Origin of the sequence: Streptomyces sp. CC208A, assembly GCF_030010625.1 — a bacterium.
In the GTDB taxonomy this organism is placed as follows: domain Bacteria; phylum Actinomycetota; class Actinomycetes; order Streptomycetales; family Streptomycetaceae; genus Streptomyces.
On record NZ_JASCXN010000009.1, the window covers coordinates 161,712 to 187,875 of the forward strand.

At 71.6% G+C, this 26,164-nt stretch carries 22 protein-coding genes; 9 read left to right on the plus strand and 13 right to left on the minus strand.

Features of this window, described 5'->3' with window-relative positions; all coding sequences use genetic code 11:
* Positions 1–30 precede the first annotated feature (30 nt).
* Together QK442_RS13125 and QK442_RS13130 are read left to right on the plus strand one after the other, a co-directional pair.
* Positions 31–1,296, plus strand: coding sequence for a type III polyketide synthase (locus tag QK442_RS13125; RefSeq protein WP_282694122.1), 1,266 nt, complete (start codon positions 31–33; stop codon positions 1,294–1,296).
* Positions 1,297–1,377: 81 nt separating this feature from the next.
* Complete coding sequence (locus tag QK442_RS13130; protein WP_282694081.1) at positions 1,378–2,304, plus strand: hypothetical protein; 927 nt, start codon at positions 1,378–1,380, stop codon at positions 2,302–2,304.
* A 61-nt stretch (positions 2,305–2,365) separates the two neighbouring features.
* Here the strand turns inward: QK442_RS13130 and QK442_RS13135 are convergent, their stop codons facing one another.
* From QK442_RS13135 to eccE, 9 genes are all read right to left on the minus strand, one after another.
* Complete coding sequence (locus tag QK442_RS13135; RefSeq protein ID WP_282694082.1) at positions 2,366–3,349, minus strand: ABC transporter ATP-binding protein; 984 nt, start codon at positions 3,347–3,349, stop codon at positions 2,366–2,368.
* Positions 3,346–4,314: an ABC transporter ATP-binding protein gene (locus tag QK442_RS13140; protein WP_282694083.1), complete on the minus strand. Its 969-nt coding sequence runs from the start codon at positions 4,312–4,314 to the stop codon at positions 3,346–3,348. Before QK442_RS13140 ends, QK442_RS13135 begins: the two co-directional genes overlap by 4 nt.
* The gene (locus QK442_RS13145; RefSeq protein WP_282694084.1) at positions 4,311–5,195 is read right to left on the minus strand and encodes an ABC transporter permease; all 885 of its coding nucleotides are present in this window, start codon (positions 5,193–5,195) and stop codon (positions 4,311–4,313) included. The genes QK442_RS13140 and QK442_RS13145 overlap by 4 nt, the downstream gene beginning before the upstream one ends.
* Positions 5,192–6,253: an ABC transporter permease gene (locus tag QK442_RS13150; protein ID WP_282694085.1), complete on the minus strand. Its 1,062-nt coding sequence runs from the start codon at positions 6,251–6,253 to the stop codon at positions 5,192–5,194. The genes QK442_RS13145 and QK442_RS13150 overlap by 4 nt, the downstream gene beginning before the upstream one ends.
* A 2-nt stretch (positions 6,254–6,255) precedes the next feature.
* Complete coding sequence (locus QK442_RS13155; RefSeq protein ID WP_282694123.1) at positions 6,256–8,094, minus strand: ABC transporter substrate-binding protein; 1,839 nt, start codon at positions 8,092–8,094, stop codon at positions 6,256–6,258.
* 208 nt (positions 8,095–8,302) lie between these two features.
* A complete protein-coding gene (locus QK442_RS13160; RefSeq protein ID WP_282694086.1) occupies positions 8,303–11,221 on the minus strand; it encodes an SCO5717 family growth-regulating ATPase in 2,919 nt (972 codons plus the stop codon).
* Positions 11,222–11,642: 421 nt separating this feature from the next.
* Positions 11,643–11,876 (minus strand): DUF397 domain-containing protein, encoded by a 234-nt coding sequence (locus QK442_RS13165; protein ID WP_282694087.1) that lies wholly within the window; start codon positions 11,874–11,876, stop codon positions 11,643–11,645.
* 193 nt (positions 11,877–12,069) lie between these two features.
* Positions 12,070–12,813: a hypothetical protein gene (locus tag QK442_RS13170; RefSeq protein ID WP_282694088.1), complete on the minus strand. Its 744-nt coding sequence runs from the start codon at positions 12,811–12,813 to the stop codon at positions 12,070–12,072.
* Entirely contained in the window at positions 12,810–14,174 is a 1,365-nt protein-coding gene (gene eccE / locus QK442_RS13175; RefSeq protein ID WP_282694089.1) for a type VII secretion protein EccE, read from the minus strand. Before eccE ends, QK442_RS13170 begins: the two co-directional genes overlap by 4 nt.
* A gap of 181 nt (positions 14,175–14,355) precedes the next feature.
* On the opposite strand from eccE, the gene eccB reads away from it, so the two are divergent.
* The 7 genes from eccB to QK442_RS13210 all read left to right on the plus strand — a co-directional run bounded on the left by eccB (position 14,356) and on the right by QK442_RS13210 (position 21,679).
* Positions 14,356–15,879 carry a type VII secretion protein EccB gene (gene eccB, locus QK442_RS13180; RefSeq protein ID WP_282694090.1) on the plus strand — a complete coding sequence of 508 codons (1,524 nt, stop codon included), beginning with the start codon at positions 14,356–14,358 and terminating at the stop codon, positions 15,877–15,879.
* Positions 15,876–17,117 (plus strand): type VII secretion-associated serine protease mycosin, encoded by a 1,242-nt coding sequence (mycP, locus tag QK442_RS13185; protein WP_282694091.1) that lies wholly within the window; start codon positions 15,876–15,878, stop codon positions 17,115–17,117. The genes eccB and mycP overlap by 4 nt, the downstream gene beginning before the upstream one ends.
* 217 nt (positions 17,118–17,334) lie before the next feature.
* Positions 17,335–17,781: a hypothetical protein gene (locus QK442_RS13190; RefSeq protein WP_282694092.1), complete on the plus strand. Its 447-nt coding sequence runs from the start codon at positions 17,335–17,337 to the stop codon at positions 17,779–17,781.
* 6 nt (positions 17,782–17,787) lie between these two features.
* Complete coding sequence (locus tag QK442_RS13195) at positions 17,788–19,554, plus strand: hypothetical protein (protein ID WP_282694093.1); 1,767 nt, start codon at positions 17,788–17,790, stop codon at positions 19,552–19,554.
* A 37-nt stretch (positions 19,555–19,591) separates the two neighbouring features.
* On the plus strand, positions 19,592–20,863 hold the full coding sequence (locus tag QK442_RS13200) for a S8 family serine peptidase (RefSeq protein ID WP_282694094.1): 1,272 nt from the start codon (positions 19,592–19,594) through the stop codon (positions 20,861–20,863).
* Positions 20,864–20,954: 91 nt separating this feature from the next.
* Positions 20,955–21,317, plus strand: a complete 363-nt coding sequence (locus tag QK442_RS13205; protein ID WP_282694095.1) for a WXG100 family type VII secretion target — start codon at positions 20,955–20,957, stop codon at positions 21,315–21,317.
* 62 nt (positions 21,318–21,379) lie between these two features.
* Entirely contained in the window at positions 21,380–21,679 is a 300-nt protein-coding gene (locus QK442_RS13210) for a WXG100 family type VII secretion target (protein ID WP_282694096.1), read from the plus strand.
* Between the two features lie 72 nt (positions 21,680–21,751).
* Here the strand turns inward: QK442_RS13210 and QK442_RS13215 are convergent, their stop codons facing one another.
* The 4 genes from QK442_RS13215 to QK442_RS13230 form a co-directional block, all read right to left on the minus strand.
* Positions 21,752–22,231: a hypothetical protein gene (locus QK442_RS13215; RefSeq protein WP_282694097.1), complete on the minus strand. Its 480-nt coding sequence runs from the start codon at positions 22,229–22,231 to the stop codon at positions 21,752–21,754.
* Positions 22,232–22,517: 286 nt separating this feature from the next.
* Positions 22,518–23,054, minus strand: coding sequence for a hypothetical protein (locus QK442_RS13220; protein WP_282694098.1), 537 nt, complete (start codon positions 23,052–23,054; stop codon positions 22,518–22,520).
* Positions 23,055–23,133: 79 nt separating this feature from the next.
* Positions 23,134–25,401 (minus strand): DUF6571 family protein, encoded by a 2,268-nt coding sequence (locus QK442_RS13225; protein WP_282694099.1) that lies wholly within the window; start codon positions 25,399–25,401, stop codon positions 23,134–23,136.
* 30 nt (positions 25,402–25,431) lie between these two features.
* Entirely contained in the window at positions 25,432–25,932 is a 501-nt protein-coding gene (locus QK442_RS13230) for a hypothetical protein (protein ID WP_282694100.1), read from the minus strand.
* Positions 25,933–26,164: the final 232 nt, after the last annotated feature.

Here is a 26,164-nt window from a genome sequence, read left to right on the forward strand (position 1 = left end):
CACCGCCCCGCGCTCACCCTCCGTGACGGTCTGGGCGCGCTCGCGGTTGCGGGCTCGGGACCACGGGGTGAGTGTGGGCCGCAGTTCGCCGACCGAGGAAGGCCGCCCGAGAAGAAGGCCGGCCGAGAAGAAGCGGCCGGCCGAGAAGAAGAAGGAGCGAGTGCCGTGGTGACCTTGTGCAAACCCGCGGTGGCCGTGCCGGAGCACGTGATCACGATGGAGGAGACCCTCGACCTCGCCCGTGCCCGCCACGCCGACCACCCCCAACTCCCCCTGGCGCTAAGGCTGATCGGCAACACCGGTGTCGCCAAACGGCACATCGTGCAGCCCATCGAGAAGACCCTGGCGCATCCGGGCTTCCAGGAACGCAACGAGCTGTACGAGGCCGAGGCCAAGGCCCGGGTGCCCGCCGTCGTCGAGGAGGCCCTGGGCAACGCGGGCCTGCGCCCCTCCGACATCGACATGATCGTCTACGTGTCGTGCACGGGCTTCATGATGCCCTCGCTCACCGCCTGGATGATCAACACGATGGGCTTCCCCCGCCACACCCGGCAACTGCCCATCGCCCAGCTCGGCTGCGCCGCAGGCGGGGCCGCGATCAACCGGGCGCAGGACTTCTGCACCGCCTACCCGGACGCCAACGTCCTCATCGTGGCCTGCGAGTTCTGCTCGCTCTGCTACCAGCCGACCGACCTCGGCGTCGGCTCGCTGCTCTCCAACGGCCTCTTCGGCGACGCGGTCGCCGCCGCCGTGGTCCGCGGCCGGGGCGGCAGCGGCATCTCCCTGGAGCGCAACGACTCCCACCTGGTGCCCGACACCGAGGACTGGATCGCCTACAGCGTCCGCTCCACCGGCTTCCACTTCCTGCTCGACAAGCGGGTGCCCACCACGATGGAGCCGCTGGCCCCCGCGCTCCGCGAGATCGCGGGGGCGCACGGCTGGGACGCCGGGAACCTCGACTTCTACATCATCCACGCGGGCGGGCCGCGGATCCTCGACGACCTCAGCCTCTTCCTCGAAGTACCGCCGGAGGCCTTCCGGTTCAGCCGGGCCACCCTCACGGAGTACGGGAACATCGCCAGCGCCGTCGTCCTCGACGCGGTCCGGCGGCTCTTCGACGAGGGCGGGCGGCCGGAGGGCGCCCGCGGCATCCTCGCCGGCTTCGGCCCCGGCATCACCGCCGAGATGTGCCTGGGCCGCTGGACCACCGCCGCCCGTCCCGCCGAACCGCAGCTGAGCGCCCGCCGGATCGTCGGCTACTCGCCGCGCTTCCGGCACGCCGGCAGCCGGGCCTGACGGCCCGCCCCCTCCGCCTCCCCCGCCCGGCTTCGTCTTCGCCCCGGGCGGGCACCCCCCACACCCGCCAAGGAGAGTCGCATGTCCGTCACACCGCCCTCCCGACGCCGCCTCCGCGGCCCCGCCGCGCTCGCCGCGCTGCTCGCCGGAACGGCCGCCGCCTCGTTCACCGGGACGCCCGCCCAGGCCGCCGCCCGGGTGCCGATGCACCAGTGCTGGGTCAACGACGTCGCCGCCCCGCCGGGCGCCCTCGTCAGTGGCACCTCCGGCGACGACCACATCTTCTGCGACAGCGACCTGGAGAACGTCACCGTCTGGGGCGGCGACGGCAACGACATGATCGAGGTGCGCGGGCTCGTCATCGACTCGGCCGTGCTGGGCGGCGACGGCCACGACGTCATCCGCACCAAGCACCTGGTGCCGCAGAACGCCTCCAGCATGGTCCGCGGCAACCGCGGCAACGACGTCATCAAGGTGGGCGTGGTCTCCGGCGACGGCGCCGCGCACGGGGCCGTCGTGCACGGCGACGACGGCGACGACAAGATCACCACCGGCTCGGTGACCGGCGCGCCCGGCACGTACAACCGGGGCGGCGGGATCGTCACCGGCAACGACGGCGCCGACATCATCAAGGTCGGCACCATCGACTTCTCCGGCCGGGTGCTCGGCGGCAGCGAGAACGACACCATCGAGGCCGCCGCCCTCGGCCCCGAGTCCGGCGGCCTCATCCAGGCGGGCCCCGGCGACGACACGATCAGCGGCCCCGACGGCGCGGTCCTCACCGTCGGCCCGCACTGGGGCTCGGTCGACGCGGGCGTCGGCAAGGACACCTGCACGGTGAAGTCGGTCTCGACGCGGACCTCGATCAGCGCCTGCGAGATCCTGCCGGAGGCCGCGCAGAAGCCGCCCGCCCCGGAGCAGTCGGCCCCCGACCAGTCCGCGCTCGCGCCGTCCAAGCCGAAGCAGCCCGCCGCGGAGGCGCCGGAGGCGGAGCAGCCGGACGCCTGATCCGCACCCCCTGAACCACCGCCCGGCGACCCGCCACTCCCCAGGGTCGCCGGGCGGTGGTTCAGGGGGAGGCCCCCGCGTTCGCCCAGTGGCAGGCCACCCCGCGCTCCCCGCCGCCCGCCCGGAGCACCGGCAGGGGCCGCGTACGGCAGTGGTCGGCGACCGGGGCCGCCTCGCCGGAGGCCAGGACGTGGCAGCGGGCGTGGAAGCGGCAGCCGGCCGGGATGCGGGCCGGGTCCGGCGGCTCGCCGCTCAGCACCACCGGGGGCGTCTCCGACTCCGGGAGCACCGACAGCAGCGCCCGGGTGTACGGATGCCGGGGCGCGGTCAGCACCGACTCGACCGGGCCCGTCTCCACCACCCGGCCCAGGTACATCACCGCCACCCGGTCCGCGATGTTCCAGGCCAGGCCCAGATCGTGCGTCACCACCAGGGCGGAGAGCCCGAGTTCGTCGCGCAGCCGGAGCAGCAGCGCCAGGATCTCGCCGCGTACCGACGCGTCCAGGGAGGCCACCGGCTCGTCCGCGACGATGAGTTCGGGCTCCAGGACGAGCGCCCCCGCGATCACCACCCGCTGCCGCTGCCCGCCGGACAGCTCGTGCGGATAGCGCAGGAAGAACCGCTCGGGCGGCCGCAGGCCGGCCCGGGAGAGCGCCCCGGCGACCGCCGCCCGCTCGGCGTCCCCGTCGCGGTGGATGCCGTGGATCCGCAGCCCCTCGGCGACCGCCTCGTACACGGTGTGCCGGGGGTTGAGGGAGCCGCTCGGGTCCTGGAGGACGAGCTGGGCGCGCCGCCGGTAGGCCCTCAGCGCCCGGGAGGTGTACGCGAGCGGCTCCCCGGCGAAGGAGACCGTGCCGGCCGCCGGCCTGACCAGGCCGAGGAGGGTCCGCGCCAGGGTCGTCTTACCGCAGCCGGACTCGCCGACCAGGGCCACGATCTCGCCCGCCCCGATCTCCAGGTCCACCCCGTCGACCGCCCGGGCGGGCGGCGCGCCCCGCCGTCCCGGGAAGGTCACGTGCACGCCTTCGGCAGTGAGCAGGGTCATCCGCGTTCCGTCCCCACGTGGAGGCAGGCGGCCCGGCGCCCCGCGCCCGCCGCCCGCAGTTCCTGGTCGTCCTCGGCGCACGCCGCCACCGCCACCGGACAGCGCGGGTGGAAGGCGCAGCCGTCCGGCAGCGCCGCCGGGTCCGGCGGGTCGCCCGGCAGGCCGCGCGGCGCCCGCCGCGAGGCCGGGTCCCCGATCCGGGGGAACGCCGAGGACAGTGCTCGTCCGTAGGGGTGAGCAGCCCACTTGTAGACCTCGGCGGCCGGGCCCTCCTCGACGATCCGGCCCGCGTACATGACGGCGAGCCGGTCGCAGGTGTCGGCGAGGACCGCCAGGTCGTGGCTGATCATCATCAGGCCGATGGACTCCTCGGCGACCAGCCGCTCGATCAGCCGCAGGATCTGCGCCTGGATCATCACGTCGAGCGCGGTGGTCGGCTCGTCGGCGACGATCAGGCGCGGCTCGCAGGCGAGCGCCATCGCGATCATCACGCGCTGCCGCTGCCCGCCGGACAGCTCGTGCGGGTAGCCGGCGGCCCGGGAGGCCGGGAGGCCGACCTGTTCGAGGAGGGCGGCGGCCCGCTTCCTGGCCTCCGCCGGGGTGGCCCGCCGGTGGACGAGGAGCGGTTCGGCGACCTGGTCGCCGATCCGGCGCACCGCGTTCAGCGAGTGCATCGCGCCCTGGAAGACGATCGAGGCGCCCGCCCAGCGGACCGCCCGCAGCCGCCCCCACTTCATGGCGAGGACGTCCTCCCCGTCGAGGAGGATCTCCCCTTCCAGGCGGGCGGTCGGCGGCAGCAGCCGCAGCAGGGCGAGCGCCAGCGTCGACTTGCCGCAGCCGGACTCGCCCGCCACCCCCAGCTTCTGCCCGGCCTCCAGGGTGAGGCCGACCCCGCGCACGGCGGGCACCGCCCCGGCCCCGGAGCCGTACACGACCCGCAGGTCCCTGATCTCCAGGAGGCTCAACGCCCCACCCCCAGCCTCGGGTTGAGCACGGATTCGACGGCCCGCCCGCAGAGCGTGAAGGCGAGCGCGACCAGCGCGATCGCGATCCCCGGCGGGGCCAGGTACCACCAGTGCCCGGAGGAGACCGCGCCCGCCTCGCGGGCGTCCTGGAGCATCCCGCCCCAGGACACCACGGCCGGGTCGCCGAGCCCCAGGAAGGCGAGGGTGGCCTCGGTGAGGATCGCGGTGGAGATGCCGAGCGTGGTCTGCGCGAGCACCAGCGGCATCACGTTCGGCAGCACGTGCCGGGCCATGACGTGCCCGTGGCCGCCGCCGAGCGCGGTGGCCCGCTCGATGTACGGGCGGGACTCGACGGCGATCGTCTGCGCCCGCACGAGGCGGGCGGTCGTCGGCCAGGAGGTGACGCCGATGGCGAGCACCACCGTCCACACCGACCGGGACATCACCGTCGCGAGCACGATCGCCAGGACAAGCGCCGGCATCACCAGGAACCAGTCGGTGACCCGCATGACGACCGTGGAGAGCCAGCCGCCGTAATGTCCGGCGAGGATGCCGACGAGGGTGCCGATGGCGACGGAGAGGCCCGCCGCGAGCAGCCCCACGAGCAGCGAGATCCGGGCGCCCCAGACCAGCAGACCGAGCAGCGGGCGCCCGAACTGATCGGTGCCGAGCGGGAATTCCGCGCTCGGCGCCTCCAGGGCCGTACCGGGCGCGTTCGTCACCGACTGCACGTCGGCGCCGACGAGCAGCGGGGCGAGGAGCGCGAGCAGCGCGATCAGGGCCAGTCCGGCGAGGCCGTAGAGACCCGCCCGGTGGGTCCGGTACGCCTTCCAGAAGCGCGCCGCCGAGCCCCTGCGGCGCTCCCATGCGAGAGAGGTCATCGGCCCACCCGGGGGTCGAGCAGCGGATAGAGCAGGTCGGCGAGGAGGTTCATGAGGATCATCGCTCCGGCGAAGACGACGAACAGGCCCTGGACGAGCGGGAGATCGGGCACGCTGAGCGCCTGGTAGAAGAGGCCGCCGAGCCCCGGCCAGGAGAAGACCGTCTCCACCAGGATCGAACCGGCCGCCACATGGCCCAGGTTGATGAAGACCATGGTCACGGTCGGCAGCAGCGCGTTGGGCACCGCGTGCCGGCGCCGCACCTCGTCGTCCCTGAGCCCCTTCGCCCGCGCGGTCGTCAGGTAGTCGCCGCCCATCTCGTCGAGGAGCGAGGACCGCATCACGAGCAGGGTCTGCGCGTAGCCGACCGCGACCAGCGTCAGGACCGGCAGGACGAGGTGGTGGGCGACGTCGAGGACGTACGCGAAGCCGGTCTCGCCCGTCCCCGACTCCATGCCGCCGGTCGGGAAGAGCCCGGGGATCGGGCCCATGCCCACCGAGAAGACGATGATCAGCAGCAGCCCGAGCCAGAACGACGGCACAGACCACAGGGTCAGCGCGATCCCTGTGTTCACCCGGTCGCCGAGCCCGCCGTGCCGCCATGCCGAGCGGGTGCCCAGCCACAGCCCGAGGGCCGAGTAGAGCACCACGGCGACCCCGGTGAGCAGCAGCGTCGCCGGCAGCTTGGCCGCGATCAGCTCGCCGACCGGGGCGCGGAACTGGAAGGAGGTGCCGAGGTCACCGGTGAGTGCCTTGGCGCAGTAGTCGGCGAACTGCTGCCACAGCGGCAGGTCGAGGCCGAACTGGCGCCGCAGGGTGGCCAGTTGCTCGGCCGAGGTGGGCACGCCGTGGGTCATCGCCTTCACCGGGTCGCCGGGGATGATCCGGAAGAGGAAGAAGCTGGTGACCAGGACGGCGAAGAGGGAGACGAGCGCGCCGCCCAGTTTCCCCGCCGCGTGGCGGAGGTAGCCGGAGCCGACGCCGGTGCGGGGCGCGCCGTCCGTGGCGCGGGCCTCCTCGGCCCGCGCCACGCCGGCGGGGGTGCTTGCCGTCGTCATCGCTACTCGCGGTCGTCGGCGGTGGCACGCCGCCGCATCCGGAAGAGGACGAGCCCGCCGGCGACGACGACCACGGCGGCGCCGACCCCGATCACCACCCCGGCCGAGGGGCCGGAGCCGCCCCCGGAACCGGCCGCTGACCCGGCGGGCACGGCCGACCACCAGCTCCAGTAGCCGTCCTGCCCCCACAGGTTGCCGGCGGCCTCGGGCATGGTGGTGATCGACGCGATGTGGTCGGTGCGGTACGCCTCCAGGGCGTTCGGATAGGCCATGACGTTCATGTACCCCGTCTCGTACAACCGGGACTGCATCCGCTTGACCAGATCCGCCCGCTTGGCGGTGTCGTACTCCACCGCCTGCCGCGCGTAGAGCGCGTCGAACTCCTCGTCGCAGATGAAGTTGTCGGTGGCGCCGGTGTCCTTCGGGGTGGCCGGGAGGGTGCCGCAGGTGTGGATGGAGAGCACGTAGTCGGGGTCGGGGTTGACCGACCAGCCGTCGAAGGCGAGGTCGTAGTCGCCCTTGGCCCACGGGTCGGAGACGCTGTCCAGGCACTCGACGGTCAGGCCGATGCCGAGCTTCCCCCACCACTCCTGGAGGTACTTGCCGACCGCCTTGTCGTTGGGGTCGGTGGCGTGGCAGAGGATGCGGAAGGAGAGCGGCTTGCCGTCCTTCCCGAGCCGCTTGCCCTCGCCGTTCTTCTTGTAGCCGGCGGCGAAGAGCAGCTTCTCCGCGTTGATCGGGTCGTACGCCCGCTTCTGGTCGGGCCCCGGCTTCCAGAAGTACGAGCCGAAGCGGGGCGGGATGTACCCCTCGCCCTCGACGGCGTGCCCCTGGAAGACCTTGTCGACGAGGGTGGCGCGGTCGACGGCGAGGAAGAGCGCCTTGCGCACGTCCGGGTCGAGGAGGGCCGGATGCCCGTTGCCGAAGGTCTTCCCGTCCCGGGAGCGGGCGCCCGGGTTGGTGGCGAGCGCGTAGAAGCGGCGCCCGGGGGCGTCGTTGACCTTGATGTCCTTCTGCGTCTTCAGCGCCGTCGCCTGAGCGGGCGTCAGATTGGGTACGAAGGACACCTCGCCCTTCTGGAGGGCGGCGACGGCCGCGTCGCCGTCCTTGTAGTACTTGAAGACCAGCTCGTCGAACTTGGGGGCGCCCCGCCAGAAGGTCTTGTTCGGCTTCAGCCTGATGTACTGGTCGACCTTGAAGTCGGTGATGACGAACGGGCCGTTGCCGACGATCGGGAACTGCTGGTCGTTGTTGAACTTCGAGAGGTCGCCGACCTTCTCCCACACGTGCTTCGGCACGATCGGCACGTCGAGGGCCGTCATCGTCGCCTGCGGCTTCTTCAGCCGGATGACGAGAGTGCGCGGGTCGGGCGCGGTGACCTCGGCGAAGTTGGCCGTGAAGCTGCCGTTGGCGGTGGCCGCGTCCGGGTCGGTCATCATCTTGGTGAAGGTCCAGGCCGCGTCCTCGGCGGTGGCCGGCTTCCCGTCCGACCAGGTGGAGTCCTCGCGGATCTTGTACGTCCACGTCAGCTTGTCCGGCGAGGAGGACCACTCGGTCGCGAAGGCCGGGACCGTCCGCGCGTCCTTCGGGTCGTAGTTGGTGAGGTACTCGTACGCCAGCCGGTGGATGCTGGTGGAGGTGAGCCGCTGGGCCAGGAACGGGCTCAGCGAGTCGATGCTCTGCGAGACGGCCACCGTGAGCGTCGTACCGCCGGACTTCTCGTCCTCGGCGGCGGCCGGGGCGGCGGGGAGGGCCGCGAGCGAGGCGGCGGTGAGGGCGGTGGCGAGCAGGAGACGGGCGCGTGTGTGGAAGCGGGGGCGGGGCGGGACCTTCGTGACCATGACCATGGGACGTGACCTCGCGTCGGTCGAGCTGTCGTGGAGTCGTGGATCTCGGGCGGACGGGCTGACGTCGGGTGGAGCGAAGATGTACCAGCGGTGATCTGCCGTCGTCAACGATCCCTCAAACCCCGTGTGTGCTGCGGGAATGCCAAAAGGCTCCGTACCGGTGAACCGGTACGGAGCCCCATTGGTCTACTCCTGTGACGCCCTACTGCTGAGGGGCTGGCGGCGCCTGCGGGGGAGCCTGCGGCGGGGTCTGCGGAGGCAGCGGCTGCCCGAACGGCTGGCCCGGCGCGGGCGGAGCCCCGTACGGCTGCGCGGGCTGACCCGGCTGGTCGGAAGGCGCGGCCGGGGGGTAGGGCTGCTGCCCGTACGGCTGACCGGGCTGTCCGGGCTGACCGGGGTACGGCTGGGGCTGGGCCTGCGGCGGGTACGGCTGACCGGGCGCCGGCTGACCGGGGGCGTACTGGCCGGGCACCGGCGGCTGGCCGGGGTACGGCTGGCCCGGCGCGGGCGGAGCGCCGTACGGCTGTCCCGGCATCGGCTGTCCTGGCACGGGCTGTCCGGGCGCGGGCTGGCCGGGGGCGTACTGGCCCGGCATCGGCGGGGCCATGTGCGGCGGCATGCCGCCCTGGCCGTCGCCGGTCCACAGGCCCTGCGCCTGCTGCGCCCGCGCGAAGTCCTCGGCCACCATCGCCGAGAGGTCGAAGTACGCCTCCCGGGTCTTGGGCCGCATCATGTCGAGGTCCACCTCGGCACCGGCCGCCAGGTGTTCGTCGAAGGGCACCACGATCACCCCGCGGCAGCGCGTCCTGAAGTGCTGCACGATGTCCTCGACCTTGATCATCTTGCCGGTCTCGCGGACCCCCGAGATGACCGTGATCGAGCGCTGCACCAGATCCGCGTACCCGTGCGCCGACAGCCAGTCCAGCGTCGTCGAGGCGCTGGAGGCGCCGTCCACGGACGGCGTGGAGATGATGATCAGCTGGTCGGCCAGGTCGAGCACCCCGCGCATGGCGCTGTACAGCAGACCCGTGCCGGAGTCGGTGAGGATCACCGGGTACTGCTTGCCGAGGACGTCGATCGCCCGCCGGTAGTCCTCGTCGTTGAAGGTCGTCGAGACGGCCGGGTCCACGTCGTTGGCGATGATCTCCAGACCGGAGGGCGCCTGCGAGGTGAACCGGCGGATGTCCATGTACGAGTTGAGGTACGGGATCGCCTGCACCAGGTCGCGGATGGTCGCGCCGGTCTCGCGCCGAACCCGGCGGCCGAGCGTGCCGGCGTCCGGGTTGGCGTCGATCGCCAGGATCTTGTCCTGGCGTTCGGTGGCGAGGGTCGCGCCGAGCGCGGTGGTCGTCGTGGTCTTGCCGACGCCGCCCTTGAGGGAGATGACCGCGATCCGGTAGCAGGAGAGGACCGGCGTGCGGATCAGCTCCAGCTTCCGCTGCCGCTCCTGCTCCTCCTTCTTGCCGCCGAGCTTGAAGCGGGAGGCGGCGCCGGGGTTCCGGCTCGACTTGGGCTTCTGCTTGTTGTTGCGGAGCAGCCGGTCGGAGGAGAGCTCGACGGCCGCCGTGTAGCCCAGCGGGGCGCCCGGCACGGACCGCTCGCGCTGGTCGTGCGTGACCGACTGCGGCCAGGCCGCCCCGGTCCGGGGGTCGACGCCGGCCGGAGCGGCGGGGGGGTTGGGGGTGTGAGGGGCCTGGGGTGCCTGGGGGTAGCCGTATCCGCCCTGGGGCTGGGGCTGGGGCTGGGGCTGGGGCTGGGGCTGGGCCTGCGGCGGGAGGCCGTATCCGCCGGGGGCGGGGGGCTGCGGCCGGGCCGGGTGGGGCTGACCCGGGTGCGGGTAGCCGTAGCCGGCGGGCGCGCCGGGACCCTGCGGGTAGCCGTATCCACCCTGCGGCGGTACGGCTCCGGGCGCGCCGGCCACCGGCTGCCCGGGCCACTGCGGCGCGGCCTGCGGGGTCTGCGGCGCCTGAGGGGTCTGCGGGGCCTGGGCGGCCTCGGGGGAGGCGGGCGGGAAGTTCGGCGGGAGCGGCGGCAGGGCGCCACCCGCGGCGGGCGCGCCCGGGAAGGCCCCGGGGGCGCCGGGAGCGGCGGACGCGTCGGCCGGGGCGCCCTCGGCGGGCAGCGGCATGGCGGCGGGCAGTGGGGCGGGAGCGGCGTCGGTGGGGGCGGCGTCGGTGGGCAGCGGGGCCGGGGCGGTGTCGGCGGGCTCTCCGGCCGCGCCGTCCTGCTCCTCCTTCGCCGGCGCCTCAGCCGGCGCCTCCGGCTCGGCCTCGGCGGGATCGTCCTCGCCGTTGTCCTCGGCCTGAGGCTCGCCCTGGTCCTCGCTCTCGTCCCGCTCGTTCGACGGCGCCATGTCGGTGTCCGCGCCGCTCTCGGTCTCGATGTCGGCGTCGACGTCGGTCTCGGCGTCCGCCGGGGCGGCCTCGGCCGCAGCCTCCGGAGCCGCCGTGTCGTCCGGCCCGTCACCGGCGGCCTCGTCCGCGGCGGGAGCCGGAGGGACGTCGGCGCGGGCCAGGCCCGCGGCCTCGGGGGACCCCGGCAGGGGACCGGTCGGTGCGGGGGCCGGCTGCGCGGCGGCGTCCGGCCGGAGCGCCGCCGGGTTGAAGCGCATGGTGGCGCCGCTCTCCAGGTCCCCGCCGCCGAAGGGCGCGGCGGGAGCCGGGGCGGGAGTCGGTACGGGCGCGGGACCCGGGTACGTGGGCGGCGCGGCGGGCGTGCCGGGAGCACCGGCCTCGGGCCCGTACGCCCCGTACGCCCCAGGGGGCGGAACCTGCCCAGGGAGCTGGCCGGGCCCCTGCCCCGGGATCTGGCCGGGCACCTGCCCGGGGACCTGACCGGCCGCGGGCATGGGCGCGGCGGCCTGCCCCGGCACCGGTGGCGGGTTGTGCGTCCAGCCGGGCTGGAGGCCGCCCGGCGGCATGCCGGGGACCGGGACCGGCGCGCCCGTCGGCGGCGGGGGAGTGGTCCCGGCGCCTCCCGAACCGCCCGGCGCGCTCTGCGTGTACCAGGCGGGCGGGGTGTAGTCGATGGTGAACTCACCCGTCATCTCGGCGGGATCCGCGTCGGACTCGTCGGCGGGCACGTCCCAGCCCCCGCGGATGTCGTCGCGATCGCCGTTCACTTTGCCTCCTGGTGTGGTCGAGCACCCTTGTGCCGTCGTGCGTCGGGGCCACCGTCTCACTGCCGATCGGCCGGCTCTCCCCTCGGACCCGGCGAACGTTCCGAGGGATCCTCCGCCGCGCCCCCACCCACCCTAAACGCCCGCAACCCGGCTGCGGCAGGCCCGTCCTCCCCCGAAGGCCGTCCCTCCCGCCGCGAGCCCGGCCAGGGTGACGCCGGTGCGGCGGAGCGTGAGGAAGCGCACGGTTCAAAACCGTCTGCTCCGGAAGAAAAGGCCGAATCCGTACAGCGACGCGTACCCCGCGAAGACCCGGCCCCCTCCTCGAACGGGTGAAGTGACGAACCGGCGGCCGCGGTCCCTCGCCCGGGACCACGACCGCCGGTTCGTCACGCTCCTCGCCGCCGTCCGGCGGCCGCCGGACTCAGCGCAGGTCGAACTCGCCGTCCCGCGCGCCGAGCACGAACGCCCGCCACTCCGCCTCCGTGTACCGCAGCACGGTGTCGTGGTCCAGCGAGGAACGCATGGCGACGGCACCGCCCGGCAGATGGGCGATCTCGACGCGCTCCTCGTCCGGGCTCGTACCGGGGGCGCCGATCCACTCGACGCCCGAGATGTCGAGGGCGTACAACTCGTCCTTCTCCTGCGCGCTCCCCATGGGGATTCCTTTCGCTCACGGCCTGTCGGCGGACCATGTGGACCATGCGGCCCATGTGTCCCGTGGTGCCGGGCAGTTGGGTCCCACCCGTGTCACCAGGAGAAATAGTAGGGAGTCGGGGCCACGCAGGGGGCCCCTTCGGCCGATCCCGGCCCCTTCGCCCGATCCCCGTACGCACTCCGCACCGCGCGGTTCAGTCCATGCGGCGGGCCGTGCCGAGCAGGCCCGACTCCGCGTCCGTGGCGTTCGTGATCACCCAGTGGCGCTCGCCGCCCGCGCACCACAGGGTCACGCCGTCCGCGAGCGTCGGCAGCGCGTCGACCTCGTTCTGCGTCAGGCCCAGGATACGGCCGGTCTGCTGCGCCTCCTGCGGGGAGACCCGCTGGACGCCGACGAGCGTGGCCGCGCGCATCAGGCGCGGGGCGACCGGGCTGAGGTACGGCAGGAGGGTGAGCACGGACTGCCACGGCGAGGAGACGACCCGCCCGCGCGGCGGCCGCATGCCGCAGTCCCGGACCACGACCGCCGGGCTGCCGACGGTCGCGCCCAACGGCGGGACCCGGCCCACGTCGTGGAGCGTGATGCACTCCAGGCCCGCCCCCGCCGCCTGCGCGAGCCCGACCCACGCGTGGGGGCGGCCGGTCTCCACCACGACCCGGGAGCCGGTCGCGGCGGCGCGCAGCGCGAGCACCTGCGCCGTCCACAGGCCGCCGATCAGGAGGACGTCGTACGGCGTCGAGCGGTGGAAGCCCACCAGCTGCGCGCGCCCCTCGGAGTCCTCGCCGATCACCACGCCGTCGTCGCCCACCGGCAGGGAGAGCGCGCCGAGTTCGGCCGCCGGGAGGGTGTGCCCCGCGTGTCGGGGCCCGATCAGCCCGCGCAGCCCCTTCACCGCTCCACCCACCGCTTCACCCCTCGCTCCACCACGGCCCCTCATCGGGCACCCCCGAGGGGCATCGTCGCCAGTACGCCCGGCAGTTGCTCGCGGTCGAGGCGCAGCAGGCCGACCTTCCCCGCGCGCGCCGCCTGCTCCAGAGTCCGCCGCACCCGGACCAGTTCGTTGTCGGAGCCGCCGGTCACCCGGACGTGGCCACCGACCTCCATCGCGCCCTGGCGCGTCCCGCGCCGGACGGTGAGGCTGAACGTCGTCGCGTACGCGGGCACCGAGGTCAGCAGCGAGACCAGCCGGGGCAGCGGCGCCGCGCCCCGCCCCAGCTCGGGCCAGCGCCCGATCGCGTACGTGGTGTGCCAGCGGTCGTCGCACCGCCAGACCCGCGAGGTCTCCGCCGTCCGCCGCTGCGGCGCCGCACCGGCCCGGCCGGCCCGGGCGGCCGCGTGCGGGCTCGTACAAGCCGCCGTCGCGATGGCCGAGTTGACTTCTTCCTGATCGAGGACGACCGCCTGGAAACCGGCCCCTGTGATACGGCTCGCCAGATGGTCCGCGATCCGCACCAGGCACCGCTGCGCGCCCTCCAGACCGCCGCCGCGCGCCGCGACCGCCTCCCTGCACCGCTCGGGGTCCAGCTTCACCGCCACCCAGGTCAGCCGCAGCGCGGGCGCCCCGGTCCGCTCCTGGAGGGGAGTGTACGAGAGCCGGGCCACGGCCTGCTGGGGGAGGTGCGGCGCCGGGGCCGGGCGCACCTGCTGCACCAGCTGCACCGACTCGACCACGATGTCGTCGACCTCCAGGGCGTCGCCGAGGAGGGACAGCGGGAAGGCGCGGGCGCCGAAGACCGGCCGCAGCGCCGAACCGCTCGCCTCGACCCGCAGCACGGCGGTGAGGAAGGAGCCGTCGCCCAGCATGCCGACCGTACGGTGGTTGCGGTCGACGTACGGCCAGGCGTCGAAGCCCCGCACGCTCTCCGTCACCGGGGCGAGCGAGGGATCCCCGTCGGGCGCCGCGGGGGCGGTGTCCCGCCGGCGCGCCCGCAGCGCGAGCGCGGTCCCCATCCAGTCCTGCACGGCCTGGCCGCGGCGGCGTATCACCGCGAGGAGGACGAGGACACCGGCGGCCACGCACGTGGGGACGAGCCAGAGACCGCCGAGCACGAAGCCGACGGCCACCAGGGCGAGCGCCGCCTCGACGAGCACCAGCTGACGGAGCTGCACCGGACCGATCCGGCCGGTGCGTGACAGCGGCCGGAGCGTCGTCGTCGCCGGGACGGGCCGCGGGACGGCCCCTGCGACGGGGGCCCCGCCGCGCATCTCACCGCGCTCGTTGCTGCGTTGCCGTCGGGAAGATTGCGGCGCCCGGCCGCCGGCCCGCCGCCCGTCGCGCGCACGCGTCGCCGTACCCATCGCCGCGTTGCCCCCTCGTGTCCGTAATAGCCGAATTACCTTGGGCGTTGACAGGGCGATCACCCTACCTGAGCGGTGAGACACGGGTGCCGCCAGGCATAGTAGGGGGCGACGCGACGGCGGACGGGCCCGTCGAGTGTGGCAACCTGGTCGGCCGGCGGGGAGAGGGACGACACTTCAGATGGCATCACGACGGGATGAGCTGAACGCCTACACCTTCGCGAAGCGAAGGCTGGTCGCGCAGTTCGTGCAGCCGAACTCGACCGGCTCCGAGGAAGGCGCGCCCCGCCCGCTGCGCGCGGTGGTGCCGGGTGCCGTCGTCGGCGTCGTGGTCCTCGCGGTCTTCGGGGCGTGGGGCATGTTCAAGCCCGTCGCCCCCAGGGACTGGGACAAGCCCGGCCAGAACGTGATCATCGCCGACAAGTCGACCACCCGGTACGTGGTGCTCAAGACCGGCGACAAGACCCAGCTCCACCCGGTCCTCAACATGTCGTCGGCGAAGCTGCTCCTCGACCCCGACAAGGACAAGATCATCACCGTCGCCGAGTCCGTGCTCGACAGCGGCAAGATCCCGCACGGCGCCACCCTCGGCATCCCCTACGCCCCCGACCGCCTCCCCGGCGAGAAGGAGGCCGGCGCCGCCAAGCGCTGGGCCGTGTGCGAGCGGCCCGGCGAGGGCGGCCGCGCCATCCAGAAGGCCGCCTTCGTCCTCGCCGCGCGCGAGGAGGCGAAGACCGACGGCCCCGAGCGCCTGACCGGCGGCGAGCTCCTGTACGTCGAGGGCCCCGACCGCACCCGCTACGTGGTCGACGCCCGGGGGACCGCGTACCCCGTAGAGAAGGACGAACTGCTGCTGCGTCAGCTCGTCGGCCAGGGCCGCGTCGCCCAGCGCGTCTCCGAGGCATGGCTGAAGACCCTCCACAAGGGCGACACCATCTCCTTCCCCACCGTCCCCGGCCGGCCCGGCGCCCCCGCCGGGGTCGGCGGCCTGCCGCCCGAGGTCGGCAAGGTCGGCATGGTGCTGTCCGCCACGGACGGCACCCGGAAGCAGATGTACGTCGTCCTCCAGGACCGGGTCGCCCCCGTCTCGGACTTCACCGCCAAACTGCTGCTCAACAGCCGTGAGCTGGTCTCCCTCGGCCAGGCCGGCCAGGCCACCTCGGTCAGCGGCGGCGCCTTCCAGCCCGGCAGCGCCTTCGGCCGGGACAAGAAGTGGCCGAAGGCCGTGCCGGTCCCCGTCAACGAGGCGAGCACCGCCGAAGGCCGCCGCAACACCGTCTGCAACGTGCTCCGCGAGGTCGACGCCGACAACGGCGCCACCACCCTGAGCACCTGGGCGGGCAAGGACTTCCCCGCCACCCTGCCGACCGGCTCCAGCAGCGCGTACGTCACCCCCGGATCGGGCCAGCTCTTCCGCCAGTTCAAGGGCTCCACCACCTCCAGCGGCTTCCTCTTCCTCGTCACCGACACCGGCCTGCGCTACGCGATGCAGTCCAACGGCGACACCGCCACCGACGACTCCGGCATCGGCTCCTCCGGCTCGGACGAGGAGAAGCAGGCCCGCCAGGCCGAGGCCCAGCAGGCCCAGAACCGCCTCGGCTACAAGAACGTCGAACCCCTCCCCATCCCCGCCGAGTGGTCGACCTTCCTGCCCACAGGCCCCCGCCTCTCCACGGGCGCCGCACGCCAGCCGCAGGGCTCATGAGCACGGCCCCGCGCCTCGCCGGGCGCCCCCTGCTGCTCACGGCCACGACGGCGCTCTGCGCCCTCGGCCTGCCGCTCCCCACGGCGACGGCCGACGACGGCCAGTGCACCTACCCCAGCAAGATGTACGAGGGCCGCCCCTGGTCGCTCCAGCGCGTGCTGCTCGACGAACTCTGGGCCCAGTCCACCGGCAAGGGCGTCCGCGTCGCCGTCATCGACACCGGCGTCGACACGAGGAACCGCCAGCTGGCCAAGGCCGTGGACGCCAAGAGCGGCATCAACCTGATCCCGAAGGACGCCAAGGACGCCAACGGCTACAAGCTCAAGCGCGGCAAGGAGAACGGCACCACCGACACCGTCGGCCACGGCACCAAGGTGGCCGGCATCATCGCCGCCCGCCCCGCCAAGGGCACCGGCTTCGTCGGCCTGGCGCCGGACGCCACCATCATCCCCATCCAGCAGAACGACGCCGACGGCAACGGCACCGCGGAGACGCTCGCGGCGGCGATCCGCCACGCCATCGCCAAAGAAGCCAATGTGATCAACATTTCCCAGGACACGGCCAACGCGGTGAAGCCGACCCCGCTCCTGGAACAGGCCGTCAACGCCGCGCTGGAGAAGGACATCGTCGTCGTCGCCTCGGCGGGCAACGACGGCCTGGGCGGCAACGTCAAAAGCACCTACCCCGCCTCGTACAAGGGCGTCCTCGCCGTAGCCGCCTCCGACCGCAACAACGAACGCGCGGCCTTCTCCCAGTCCGGCGACTTCGTCGGCGTGGCCGCCCCCGGCGTCGACATGGTCTCCACCGTCCCCGGCGGCGGCCACTGCGCCGACAACGGCACCAGCTTCTCCGCCCCGTACGTCGCCGGCCTCGCCGCCCTGATCAAGGCCAAGCACCCCCGCTGGACGCAGAAGCAGATCGTCGCCCAGATCCAGCAGACCGCCGAACGCTCGGTCGCCGGTCACGACCGCCTCGTCGGCTGGGGCGTGGTCGACCCGGTCAGGGCCCTGACGGAGGACGACAAGCCCATCGAGGCACCCGTGGCCCACGAAGGAGTGACCCGAGCCGAGGCCCCGACCCCGGCCGCCGTCCACCTGGGCGAGACCCCGGAACAGCGCGCCGCGCGCCTGGCTACCTATGTGGTCGTCAGCGGGGGAGTGCTGGTGGCGGCGATCGCGGGGGCGGCGGTGGCGGTGCGGGACCACCGAAGGCGGAGAGGGGCCGTGGCAGCCCGGTGATCATTGCAGACGCACACGGCTGATAGCGTCGACCCGAAGAAGTCTCGTGACGAACGCTCGTGACGAACAAGAGACTTGGGGCTGTCAGTCGCGATCACTACAGTGGTATGCGTGCGATCGGTGGATGGCGAGTCGCCACGATCGCAATGCGGGGCAGCAGGAGCAAACGGGGAGGATTGGCTCGTGTTTCACGTGACGGGTAACGGGGGCGGTCGCAATGAGCAATCTTGAGACCGAGGTAGGCGCGCTGAAGAAGTTCCGCGACCGGGTCGACGGGGTCATCAAGAACCTGGAGGGCAGCGCGGGCGGCGCCTCGAAGCTGAGCCAGAACCGTGTGACACGCGGCTCGTTCGGCACCGGCATCGCCTTCGCCGAGGCGGACGGCTTCTTCGCGGAGTACGCGCGGATCCACCAGTCGCTGGTGGCCTTGTCGAAATCCCTCAGCGGCCAGATCGAACTCCTCCAGATCGGCGTCCACGCGGCCGACGTCGGTTACCAGAACGTGGAAGAGGACCAGCGGCAGCGGTTCCACAGCATCCAGGCGCGACTTGGCGAGGAGCGTGCCGAAGCGATCCGGCGTGAGGAAGAGGCGCGGAGCAACGACCCGGCCCAGCCCGCGAAGCCGCGGGGGGATGCCAAGAACGTCACGAAGGACATGGGGTAACGACCGATGAGTGACGAGAAGAACCCGAAGCCGGCGCTGACGCCCCAGGAGCAGGAACAGGCACAGGACAAGGCCGACATCCAGGCCGTCTACGGGGCGACGAACTTCCTGGAGAACCTGGACGAGATCCTTCCCTTCGGCCTCGGCCCCAAGGGAAGCGTCTTCGGCTCGACGTCCTTCGAGAACCACCGGCTCAACGCCATGCTCGACCTCCTCGCCAGCGCCAACCCCGCCGACCTGGAGCACGCCGGCGAGGCCCTGGAAGAAGCGACGGTCTCCCTCAACGAGGCCGCGAAGGATCTGAACGCCTTCATCAGCGGCGTCAACTGGAAGGGCGAGGCCGCCACCGAGTTCCAGCGGTACGGCTCCGAGGTCGTCACCTATGCGTGGGACATCGGCAAGGTCGCCAACGCGGTCGGCGCCCAGATGAAGGTCGCCAGCACCGGCCTGACCTCGGTCCGCAACGCGGCGCCGCCGCGTGACACCCGGGTCGTCCAGAAGAAGCCCACGGAATTCACGGAGCTGGAGAAGACCGAGAAGAAAGAGGAGTACCAGAAGGCCGTCCAGGTCGAGAAGGACCGCCAGGAGGCCATCAACCAGATGAACCGCCTGGCCTCGTTCTACGCGGTCTCGCAGAGCACCCTGGCGGGGCAGGAGCTGCCGAAGCCGCCGGAGTCGTACAAGGCGCCGGTGCCGAAGCCGAGCGGTAATCTCCTCGGAGGGCCGGAGACGGGCTCCAGTTCCTCCCCTTCGTCTTCCGCCTCCCGCGACGGTCTGTCGCGCGAGACACCTGGGCGCATCAGCATCGGCGAGGACCGCACCACCCAGACGGTGTCCCGCACCGGGCACGAACTTGACGGATCTCAGCCGATCCGGGAGCAGCCGTCGGGCACGGGTACGAAGGTCCAGATCGACACCGTGGCCACACCTCCGGCGCCCACCCTCACGACCACCGCGCCCACGCCGACCGCACCCACGGCCACCCCGACTCCGGCCGGCCCCGCCGTGCCTCCGCCGGTCACGCTCGGCACCCCGCCGCGTACCGGAGGCCCCAAGGTCACCGGGACGCCCGGTGGGCCGCGTACCGCCACCGGCCGGACCGTCGTGGGCCGTACGGGCGGACCGACGAGCTCGCCCGCCGTGGGCCGCTCCGGCGGGCCGAAGGGTGCCCCGGCCGTGGGCCGTACGGGTGGGCCCACGAGCTCGCCTGCGACGGGCCGCTCGGGTGGGCCCATGGGGCGAGCGAGCGGACCGACCGGCTCCCCGGCGACGGGCCGCTCCAGCGGCCCCATGGGCCGAGCGGGCGGGCCGTTGGCCACCGGCCAGTCCACACAGGCCGGACGCTCTACGCCGCAGATGGGGCGCGCCGGAGGCCCGGGGCAGGCCGGTGCCGGGCGTACGGGGCGGTCCAACCCCATCGTCGGCGGCACCCCGCAGCGCACCACAGCCGGAGGCACCGGGTCTCGGATCCCGAAGGGCACCGTCGTCGGCGGTGAAGGGACGGCTGCGGGCCGCACGGCGGCGGGACGCCCCAGCCAGGCCGGCGTGGTCGGCGCCAACAACGGCAAGGGGACCGCGCGTCCCACCGGCCGCGGCACCCCCAGCTCCAACGGCGTGGTCGGAAGCCCGCGTGGCATGGGCGGCCGTGGGAGCCAGCGTCCGAATCGCGACGAACAGGACCGCGACGGCTCTTCGCGCCCCGACTACCTGAAGGAAGACGAAGAGACCTGGACGAACCGCCGGCGCGGTGCCGTGCCGCCGGTGATCGACTAACCCTGTGGAAGGCTCGGAAGTCAGGATGACGGCAGGAATGATCGAGGGCGGCAGGCCCCGGCGGGCGTTGTTCGGCACCACGGCGGTGGCGGTGCTGACGACGGCTCTCGTCGGGGTCGCCCCGACGGCAGTCGCTGCCGATGCGCGGTCGCAGCAGTGGTACCTGGATGCCATGCACGTCGACAAGATCTGGCAGAAGGCGACCGGGAAAGGCATCAAGGTCGCCGTCATCGACACCGGTGTCGATCCGGACACCCCTGCGCTCAAGGGCAAGGTGCTGAAGGGCTGGGACGCGTCGGAGTCCAAGGGCGACGAGACCGACGACTACGACGGCCACGGAACGTCCATCGCCGAGATCATCGTCGGATCGGGGGCGAACGGCAGCGTCCAGGGACTGGCGCCGGACGCCAAGGTGATTCCGTACCGCGTGAGCAACACTGAGCGGCAGAACGAACAGGCCGTCAACGCCTTCGATATGGAGGAGGCGATCAAGGCGGCGGCCGACAGTGAGGCGCAGATCATCAACGTCTCCTTCGGTTCCGATTACTATGGCTCAAGCGAGCGTGAAGCGGTCAAGTACGCTCATGACAAAGGCAAGTTGGTCTTTGCCGCCGCGGGCAATAATGCGACCAAGGGCAACAAGGAGCAGTACCCGGCAAGCTATCCCGAAGCCATCGCCGTCGCGGCGACCGACCGGAACGGCAAGGTGGCCGACTACTCACAGCACGGCGAAACCATCGACATCGCCGCACCGGGCAGTCAGCTTCCCGCATATTGCGACAAGAGCCTCACGAAGTACTGCCTGCGCGAAGGCACCAGTGCCGCCACCGCCATCGCCTCCGCCTCCGCCGCCCTCATCTGGTCCGCGCACCCCGATTGGACCGCGAACCAGGTCCTCCGCGTCATGTTCGAGTCGGCGGGCCGCGGAGACGGCTGGAAGCCGGGTACGGTCAGCAACTACGTCGGGTACGGCGTCGTCCGCCCGGGTGCCCACATCAACCGAGGCATCGGCAAGCCCGGCGACCCGAACATCAGCCCCTTGACCAACAAGCCCACCGGCGGTGCCGCCGGCGCTACCCCGTCGACGGCCCCCTCGACCACGGCATCCTCGGATACCTCGGCCACCCCCTCTGCATCAGCTTCGCCACAAGCTCCGGAGAACAAGCCGACACCCGACACCGTTGTGGCAGGGTCCAGCGAGAGCACGGAGACCGGCGGCAGCCGAACAGTCGTCATCATCGGCGCCGCAGCCGTGGCCGTCCTCGCCGTCGTGGGCTTCCTCATCGCGCGGCGACGGCGTACCGCCTGACGCGCCCGCTCGCGCCACCCATACCGAACCGCGTACGCGTGAACCCGCGTACGCGGCCTCAACAAAGAACCCGAGAAAGGGAGAGCGACACATGTCAGTCTTGAAGGTTGGCGATCAGAGTCTCAAGGAATTCCAGGACGAGCTCACCCGCAAGTTCGACGACGTCAAGGCGCAGCTGCAGGCCCTCCACGGCGTCATCGACAGCCTCGAAGGCCGCTGGAAGGGCATCGGCGCCGGCGCCTTCGACGTCAAGCAGAACGAGATCAACCGGGGCATGGTGCGGATCGCCAAGCTGATGCTCCACTTCCAGGAGGCCATCCAGGTCACCCGGACGACCTCCAGCAACACCGACGACGAGGTCGAGGCGGCCCTGCGCGGCATCGACGTCACCGCGGGCTTCTCCGGCGACGCCGGTGCCGAGAAGGCGGCCCGTTCGGGCATCGCCGGCCTCTGACGTCCGCGTCGGAGCCACCGCACCACCCCACCTGAACGACACCACCGACCACCGGAGGGACCATGGCCGCCAACAACGACGGCATCATGCTCGTCACGTACGCCTCGCTCGATGAGGCGGCGAACACCATCGAGGCGCAGGCGAAGCGCCTGGACGCGGCTCTGGAGGACATCCAGAAGAGGATCCGTCTGGTCTCCAACACCTGGGAGGGTGAGGCGAAGGCCGCCGCCGACGCCGCCCACACCAAGTGGGACCAGGAGACCCGCGCGATCCACACCGCCCTGCAGGGCATCTCCAGGGCCGTCCGCCAGGCCGCCCCGGCCTACCAGGCGGGCGACAAGCGCGCCGCAGGCTTCTTCTAAACCGAAGCCGCGCAACGGAGAACAGGGTGGGCGTGCACGGGAGGCGCCCACCCTGTCGCGCGTCCAGAGGCTTCAGCAGGATCCCTGCGACACCTGCACAGTCAGACGGACGGTGATCCACTCTCCTCCGGTGGACGGCGGTTCGGGAGGGGAGAGACGCATGCAGTAGGTCTCGGAGGTGTCGGCCGTGCTGATCTCGAAGCTGTCCTCCGTCGGACTGGTCACCACGTCGGTGCCGTCACCGGTGCGCTTGACGTCGAGGAGGGGGTACCGGGGGCCGTGTCCCGTCGCCAGGACGGCATCCCTCACCAGGCTGCCGTACGGGCGCACCAGGCCCACTTTCTGCGGCTGGGCCTCCAGATCACGAGCGGCTTCGTGAACGGCGTCGCGCAGTTCCGCCTCGCTCCACTGGCTGTTGTCGGCCTCGTAGACGTAGAAGCCGATCAGTCCGACGGCGGTCGCGACCATCAACGCCCGTGCGATGGGGCTTCGCGTGTTGTAGACCCACCGGCCCTTCTGCACGAATATGGGCTCGCGGTCGCCCCACGTCATGATGTCCCCCTTGGAATCGGAGCTGCCGCCCCGGCGAATGAACGCCCAGGCACAGGTACGTGTCGATGTCAGACCGCACAGTCCAGCGCCTTCTTCACATGAGGCACAAGGTCTACGGTGAAGGTCCGGAGGTTCTTGCGGCGTGCGGCGATATCGCCGTCGGCCTTCATACTGAGGGAGAACCAGTGTGAAGAGGTAGGCGGCGTCGGTGCCGGCGCACTCCATGCTGACCACGGCGGTACGGTCGCCCAGGCCGCTGAACGGCAGGTCTGCCACTACTGCGGTGCTACTTCTGTACGCACTCGGGTGACTCCGACACGCCCTTCGCGTAGGCCCGGATCAGCTTCTCCATCACCGCCTCGTCGGGCCTGCCGTTGTTCGAGATGAAGATCTGGGCGAACAGCTCACCCTCGGTCTTGCGGATGGGGACGCTCGGGTCGGGGCAGGTGACGCGGCTGACCCCGCCCTTGTCCGCGTACGTGTACGTCCCGTCCTCGCTCACGTGCTCGTCGAGCTTGACGCCCCATTGGGACCCGGCCACGTTCACCGTCCTCGTGCCCTTCTTCCACCAGGACCAGCCGGCGGTGAGGACGCTGGTGCCGTCCACCGAGACCGTGCAGTCCAGGTAGCCGTGTCCTGGCTTCCGTTCCTCCGCGATTTTTTCGCCACTGGCCGGAAGCACCGGCGACAGCAGCTCTGCGGATACGGGTGTGCCGCACAGGGAGTCCGGGATGTCAAACGCTCGCTTCTCTTCCTTCGCCTGGGAGCACCCGGAGACGAGGAGGACGAGCGCGAGAGTAGCCGTGGCCTTTGCGTACTTCATCGCGTGCTTTCTGGTCTGGGGACAGGACAGGACAGGGCCGCGCCGGAGGCGGGGCGGCCCCACGGGCAGGGAGAAGGGATCAGCCGGGCTGGATCTCGGTCTCCAGGTCGTCTGCCATGTGGCGAGCACTGCTCGAGGCGTCGTTGAAGCCGTTGGCGTTGCCGTACTTGACCCAGTCGGCCACCTGGTTCGCGTACGGAAGGCCGTGGGTCTTCGCCGCCTCCTGCGCCGCGATCTGCGCCATGTCGACGTTCTTCTTCTTACTGTCCTGCCAGAGGTCTGCCGAGTCCTTGCCCGCGTCTTTCAGCACGTCTGTCTCGGACTGCTGGAAGATGTGCTCAAGCACCATGGAGCTGACCGTACCGGCGACACCGCTGGCCACCGCTCCGCCGACTGGGGTGGCGACGAAACTGACGCCTACGCCGATGCCCGTGCCGATCGCCCCGGACCAGGCGTTCTTCTGCTGTGCCACGGAGTCCGCGAAGTCCTTGGCCTCCTTGGCCGCCGGACCGATGATCGCCTCCTGGCGTCCGACCGCCAAACTGCCACCAATCTCGGCCGACCGCCGTGAGATCTCCTCGATGGTGTCCTGCGGCGACTGCGGATACCGCTGGTCCTCCGGCGTGTTGGGGTTCAGGTGATAGTCCATCAGGCCGCCCAAGTACGCCGCCTGGCCGACCTCGACCGCCGCGTTGGCCTTGGGGTCCTGCCCCAGCGTGACCAGGAGGCGCGTGACGTCCGAGTGATCCAGATCCGCCGGCGTACCCGCGATCGGGAACAACTTGTCGGTGTTGCCACGGCTGTCGTCGGACATCGCCCGGTTGATGTCCGGCAGGTACTCAGAGGTGATCTGCCCGATGCTGTCCGACATGTAGCTGTGCTTGGTCAGCCGCTCAGGATCGTCGGAGACCGACGCGACGATCCTCTGCATGAGCTCCGCCTGCTCCTTGCTGTGCGGCGGGGTCTCCTCCGTGGGCATCTGGCCGGCCGGGTGGCCGGTGGTGGCCGCCTCCAGGGCCATCGCCAGGTTGTTGCGGCCCTCGGTGCTGTTCTTGCCCTTGTCGTCCATCTCCTGGGGCCAGTCGCGCTCTTCGAAGAGGTAGTCGAAGTTGGTGAGGGCGCGCTTCTCCTTCTTCCCGTCCTCCTCCTTGAAGTCGTGGTCCTCGTCCTTCGTGACGAAGTCCGAGTTGAAGAAGTCCGTGGCCGCGTCGGGGCTGTTCGACAGTGCCGCCAGGAAGCCGGTCATGGGGTCGCTGCCGGAGTCGGTGCCCGTGTGGTTCAGATTCGGGTCTATGCCCATGTGCTGCCACATCATGGGGACGTGCTGCCCATTGTGCGTGTACTTCTTCTCGGCATCGATCAGTTTCGTGCCGTAGTCCTTGAGGAACTGGTCGTCGTAGTTGCCCCAGCGCATCAGGTTGCTCATCACCTGGAAGCCCTGGGTCACGCTGTTCTTGCCGACCGGCTGGTCGCCCAGGTTGACCATCTCGTACTTCCAGCGTGACATCTCGGGCGTGTCCGCCTGTGTGGCGGCGGCCAGGGTCAGGCTCAGGTTCTTCTGGAGCTCGCCGAACTGCTTGTGCCGATCGTGGTTCAGCTCGGGGTGCTCGTAGGGCTGGCTGAGGCCCGCCCAGAAGTCGAGGGTCTTCTTGGGGCCGAGCGTGGTGGCGAAGTGCTCGGCGAAGATCGGGTCGCCGGCGTACTTCTTCAGGCCCGCGTTGAGCGCGTCGAAGTCGGCCGTCGTCAGGTCCTCGGTCTTCTTGCCCGCGATGGCCGCCAGCTTCTCGGCCTCCTTGACGGCGGCCACCGCCGAGTCGCGGTCCTTGTACACCGCGTCGGAGAAGCCGTGGTCCGTCAGGTCGACGAGGGCCTTCAGCGCCGTGGCGGCACTGTTGTCGATCTCGGTGGCCGTGTTCAGGATGCCCTGGAGTTCGTCGCGCAGCGCGTCGACGTCGCTCTGGCCGTTCGGCGCTTTCTTGTCGGGGTTCTCGCTGACTGTGAACCCCCCGCCGTTCACGGTGACGGTGAGGTTCTTGCCCCGGCCGCGTTCGATCGCGTCCTTGAGGAGGCGCTGCTGCGCCTTCAGTTCGTCCCGGGTGTCCCGCATGATGTCCCGGATCGACGTCGCCTGGGTGACCGCGTCACCGAACTCGCCGGCGGTCTTGCCCACGAACTCGCGTGAGATGACCGCGTTGTCACCGGCCCAGTCGGCCGTGAGGGCCTTCTTGTGCAGTCCGTCGTGCGCGTCCTTCTTCAGGACCTGCAGTTTGGTCAGCATGCTCGTCCAGTCGCCGACCGTGTCGTCGAGCAGCTTGAAGTTCGCCGAATGAAGGGCTTCGAAGTCCATCAGATGTTCCCTGTTCCCTGTTCCCCGTCCTCAGTCCTTCTTGTCCTTCGGGTCCGGCTTGTAGATCTCGTTCGGCTTCCCGGCCTTTGCCCAGTCGTCGTCGAAACCGGCGTCGAGGGTCTGGATGCTGCTCACGTGCCGCTCGATGAAGATCTCGTCACCGGCGTGCGCGTTCTGCGTGAAGTCCATGTGGTTGGAGATCAGCGCACAGGCGTCCATCACCGATCCCAGCTGCTTGTCCCACCGCAGCGACACGTGCGACAGCGCCCCGCCGAGCGCGAAGCCCTGACCGCTGAGGTCGGACGCCGCCGAGTCCGTGGAAGTGACACGGGCCTCCTTCCACAGCCGGTTGTACAGCTTGAACGCCTCGTCCCCGATCGCGGCCAGATCCTGCTGGTCGACCTTGAGGAAACCGCCCGCCGCGCTGCCGGCGTTCGGCCTGTCCTCGGGCGGCAGCCCGTTCAACTGCATCCGCGCCGAACTCCGCTCGGCCGCCGAGGACTTCAGCTGCTCCCACTCGTCCCATGCCATGGACGTCACATCTCCCCGTGGTTTCGGGCTGGTCGGATCCGATCCGAGGCGGCTCGTCCGGGAACTCCCGAGGTTCCTGACACTCCCCGCCCTTGTACGCGTGCCGGACCGGCTGCAGGTGAAGTCAACCAGTATCAGGCGCAGTTCGGCACCCTGGGCGCGGGTCTCCCCGACGGTCCGGGCCTCTGCGATGAGCAAGTGCCCCTTGTGGCGGTCTCCGGCATGTTGTGGA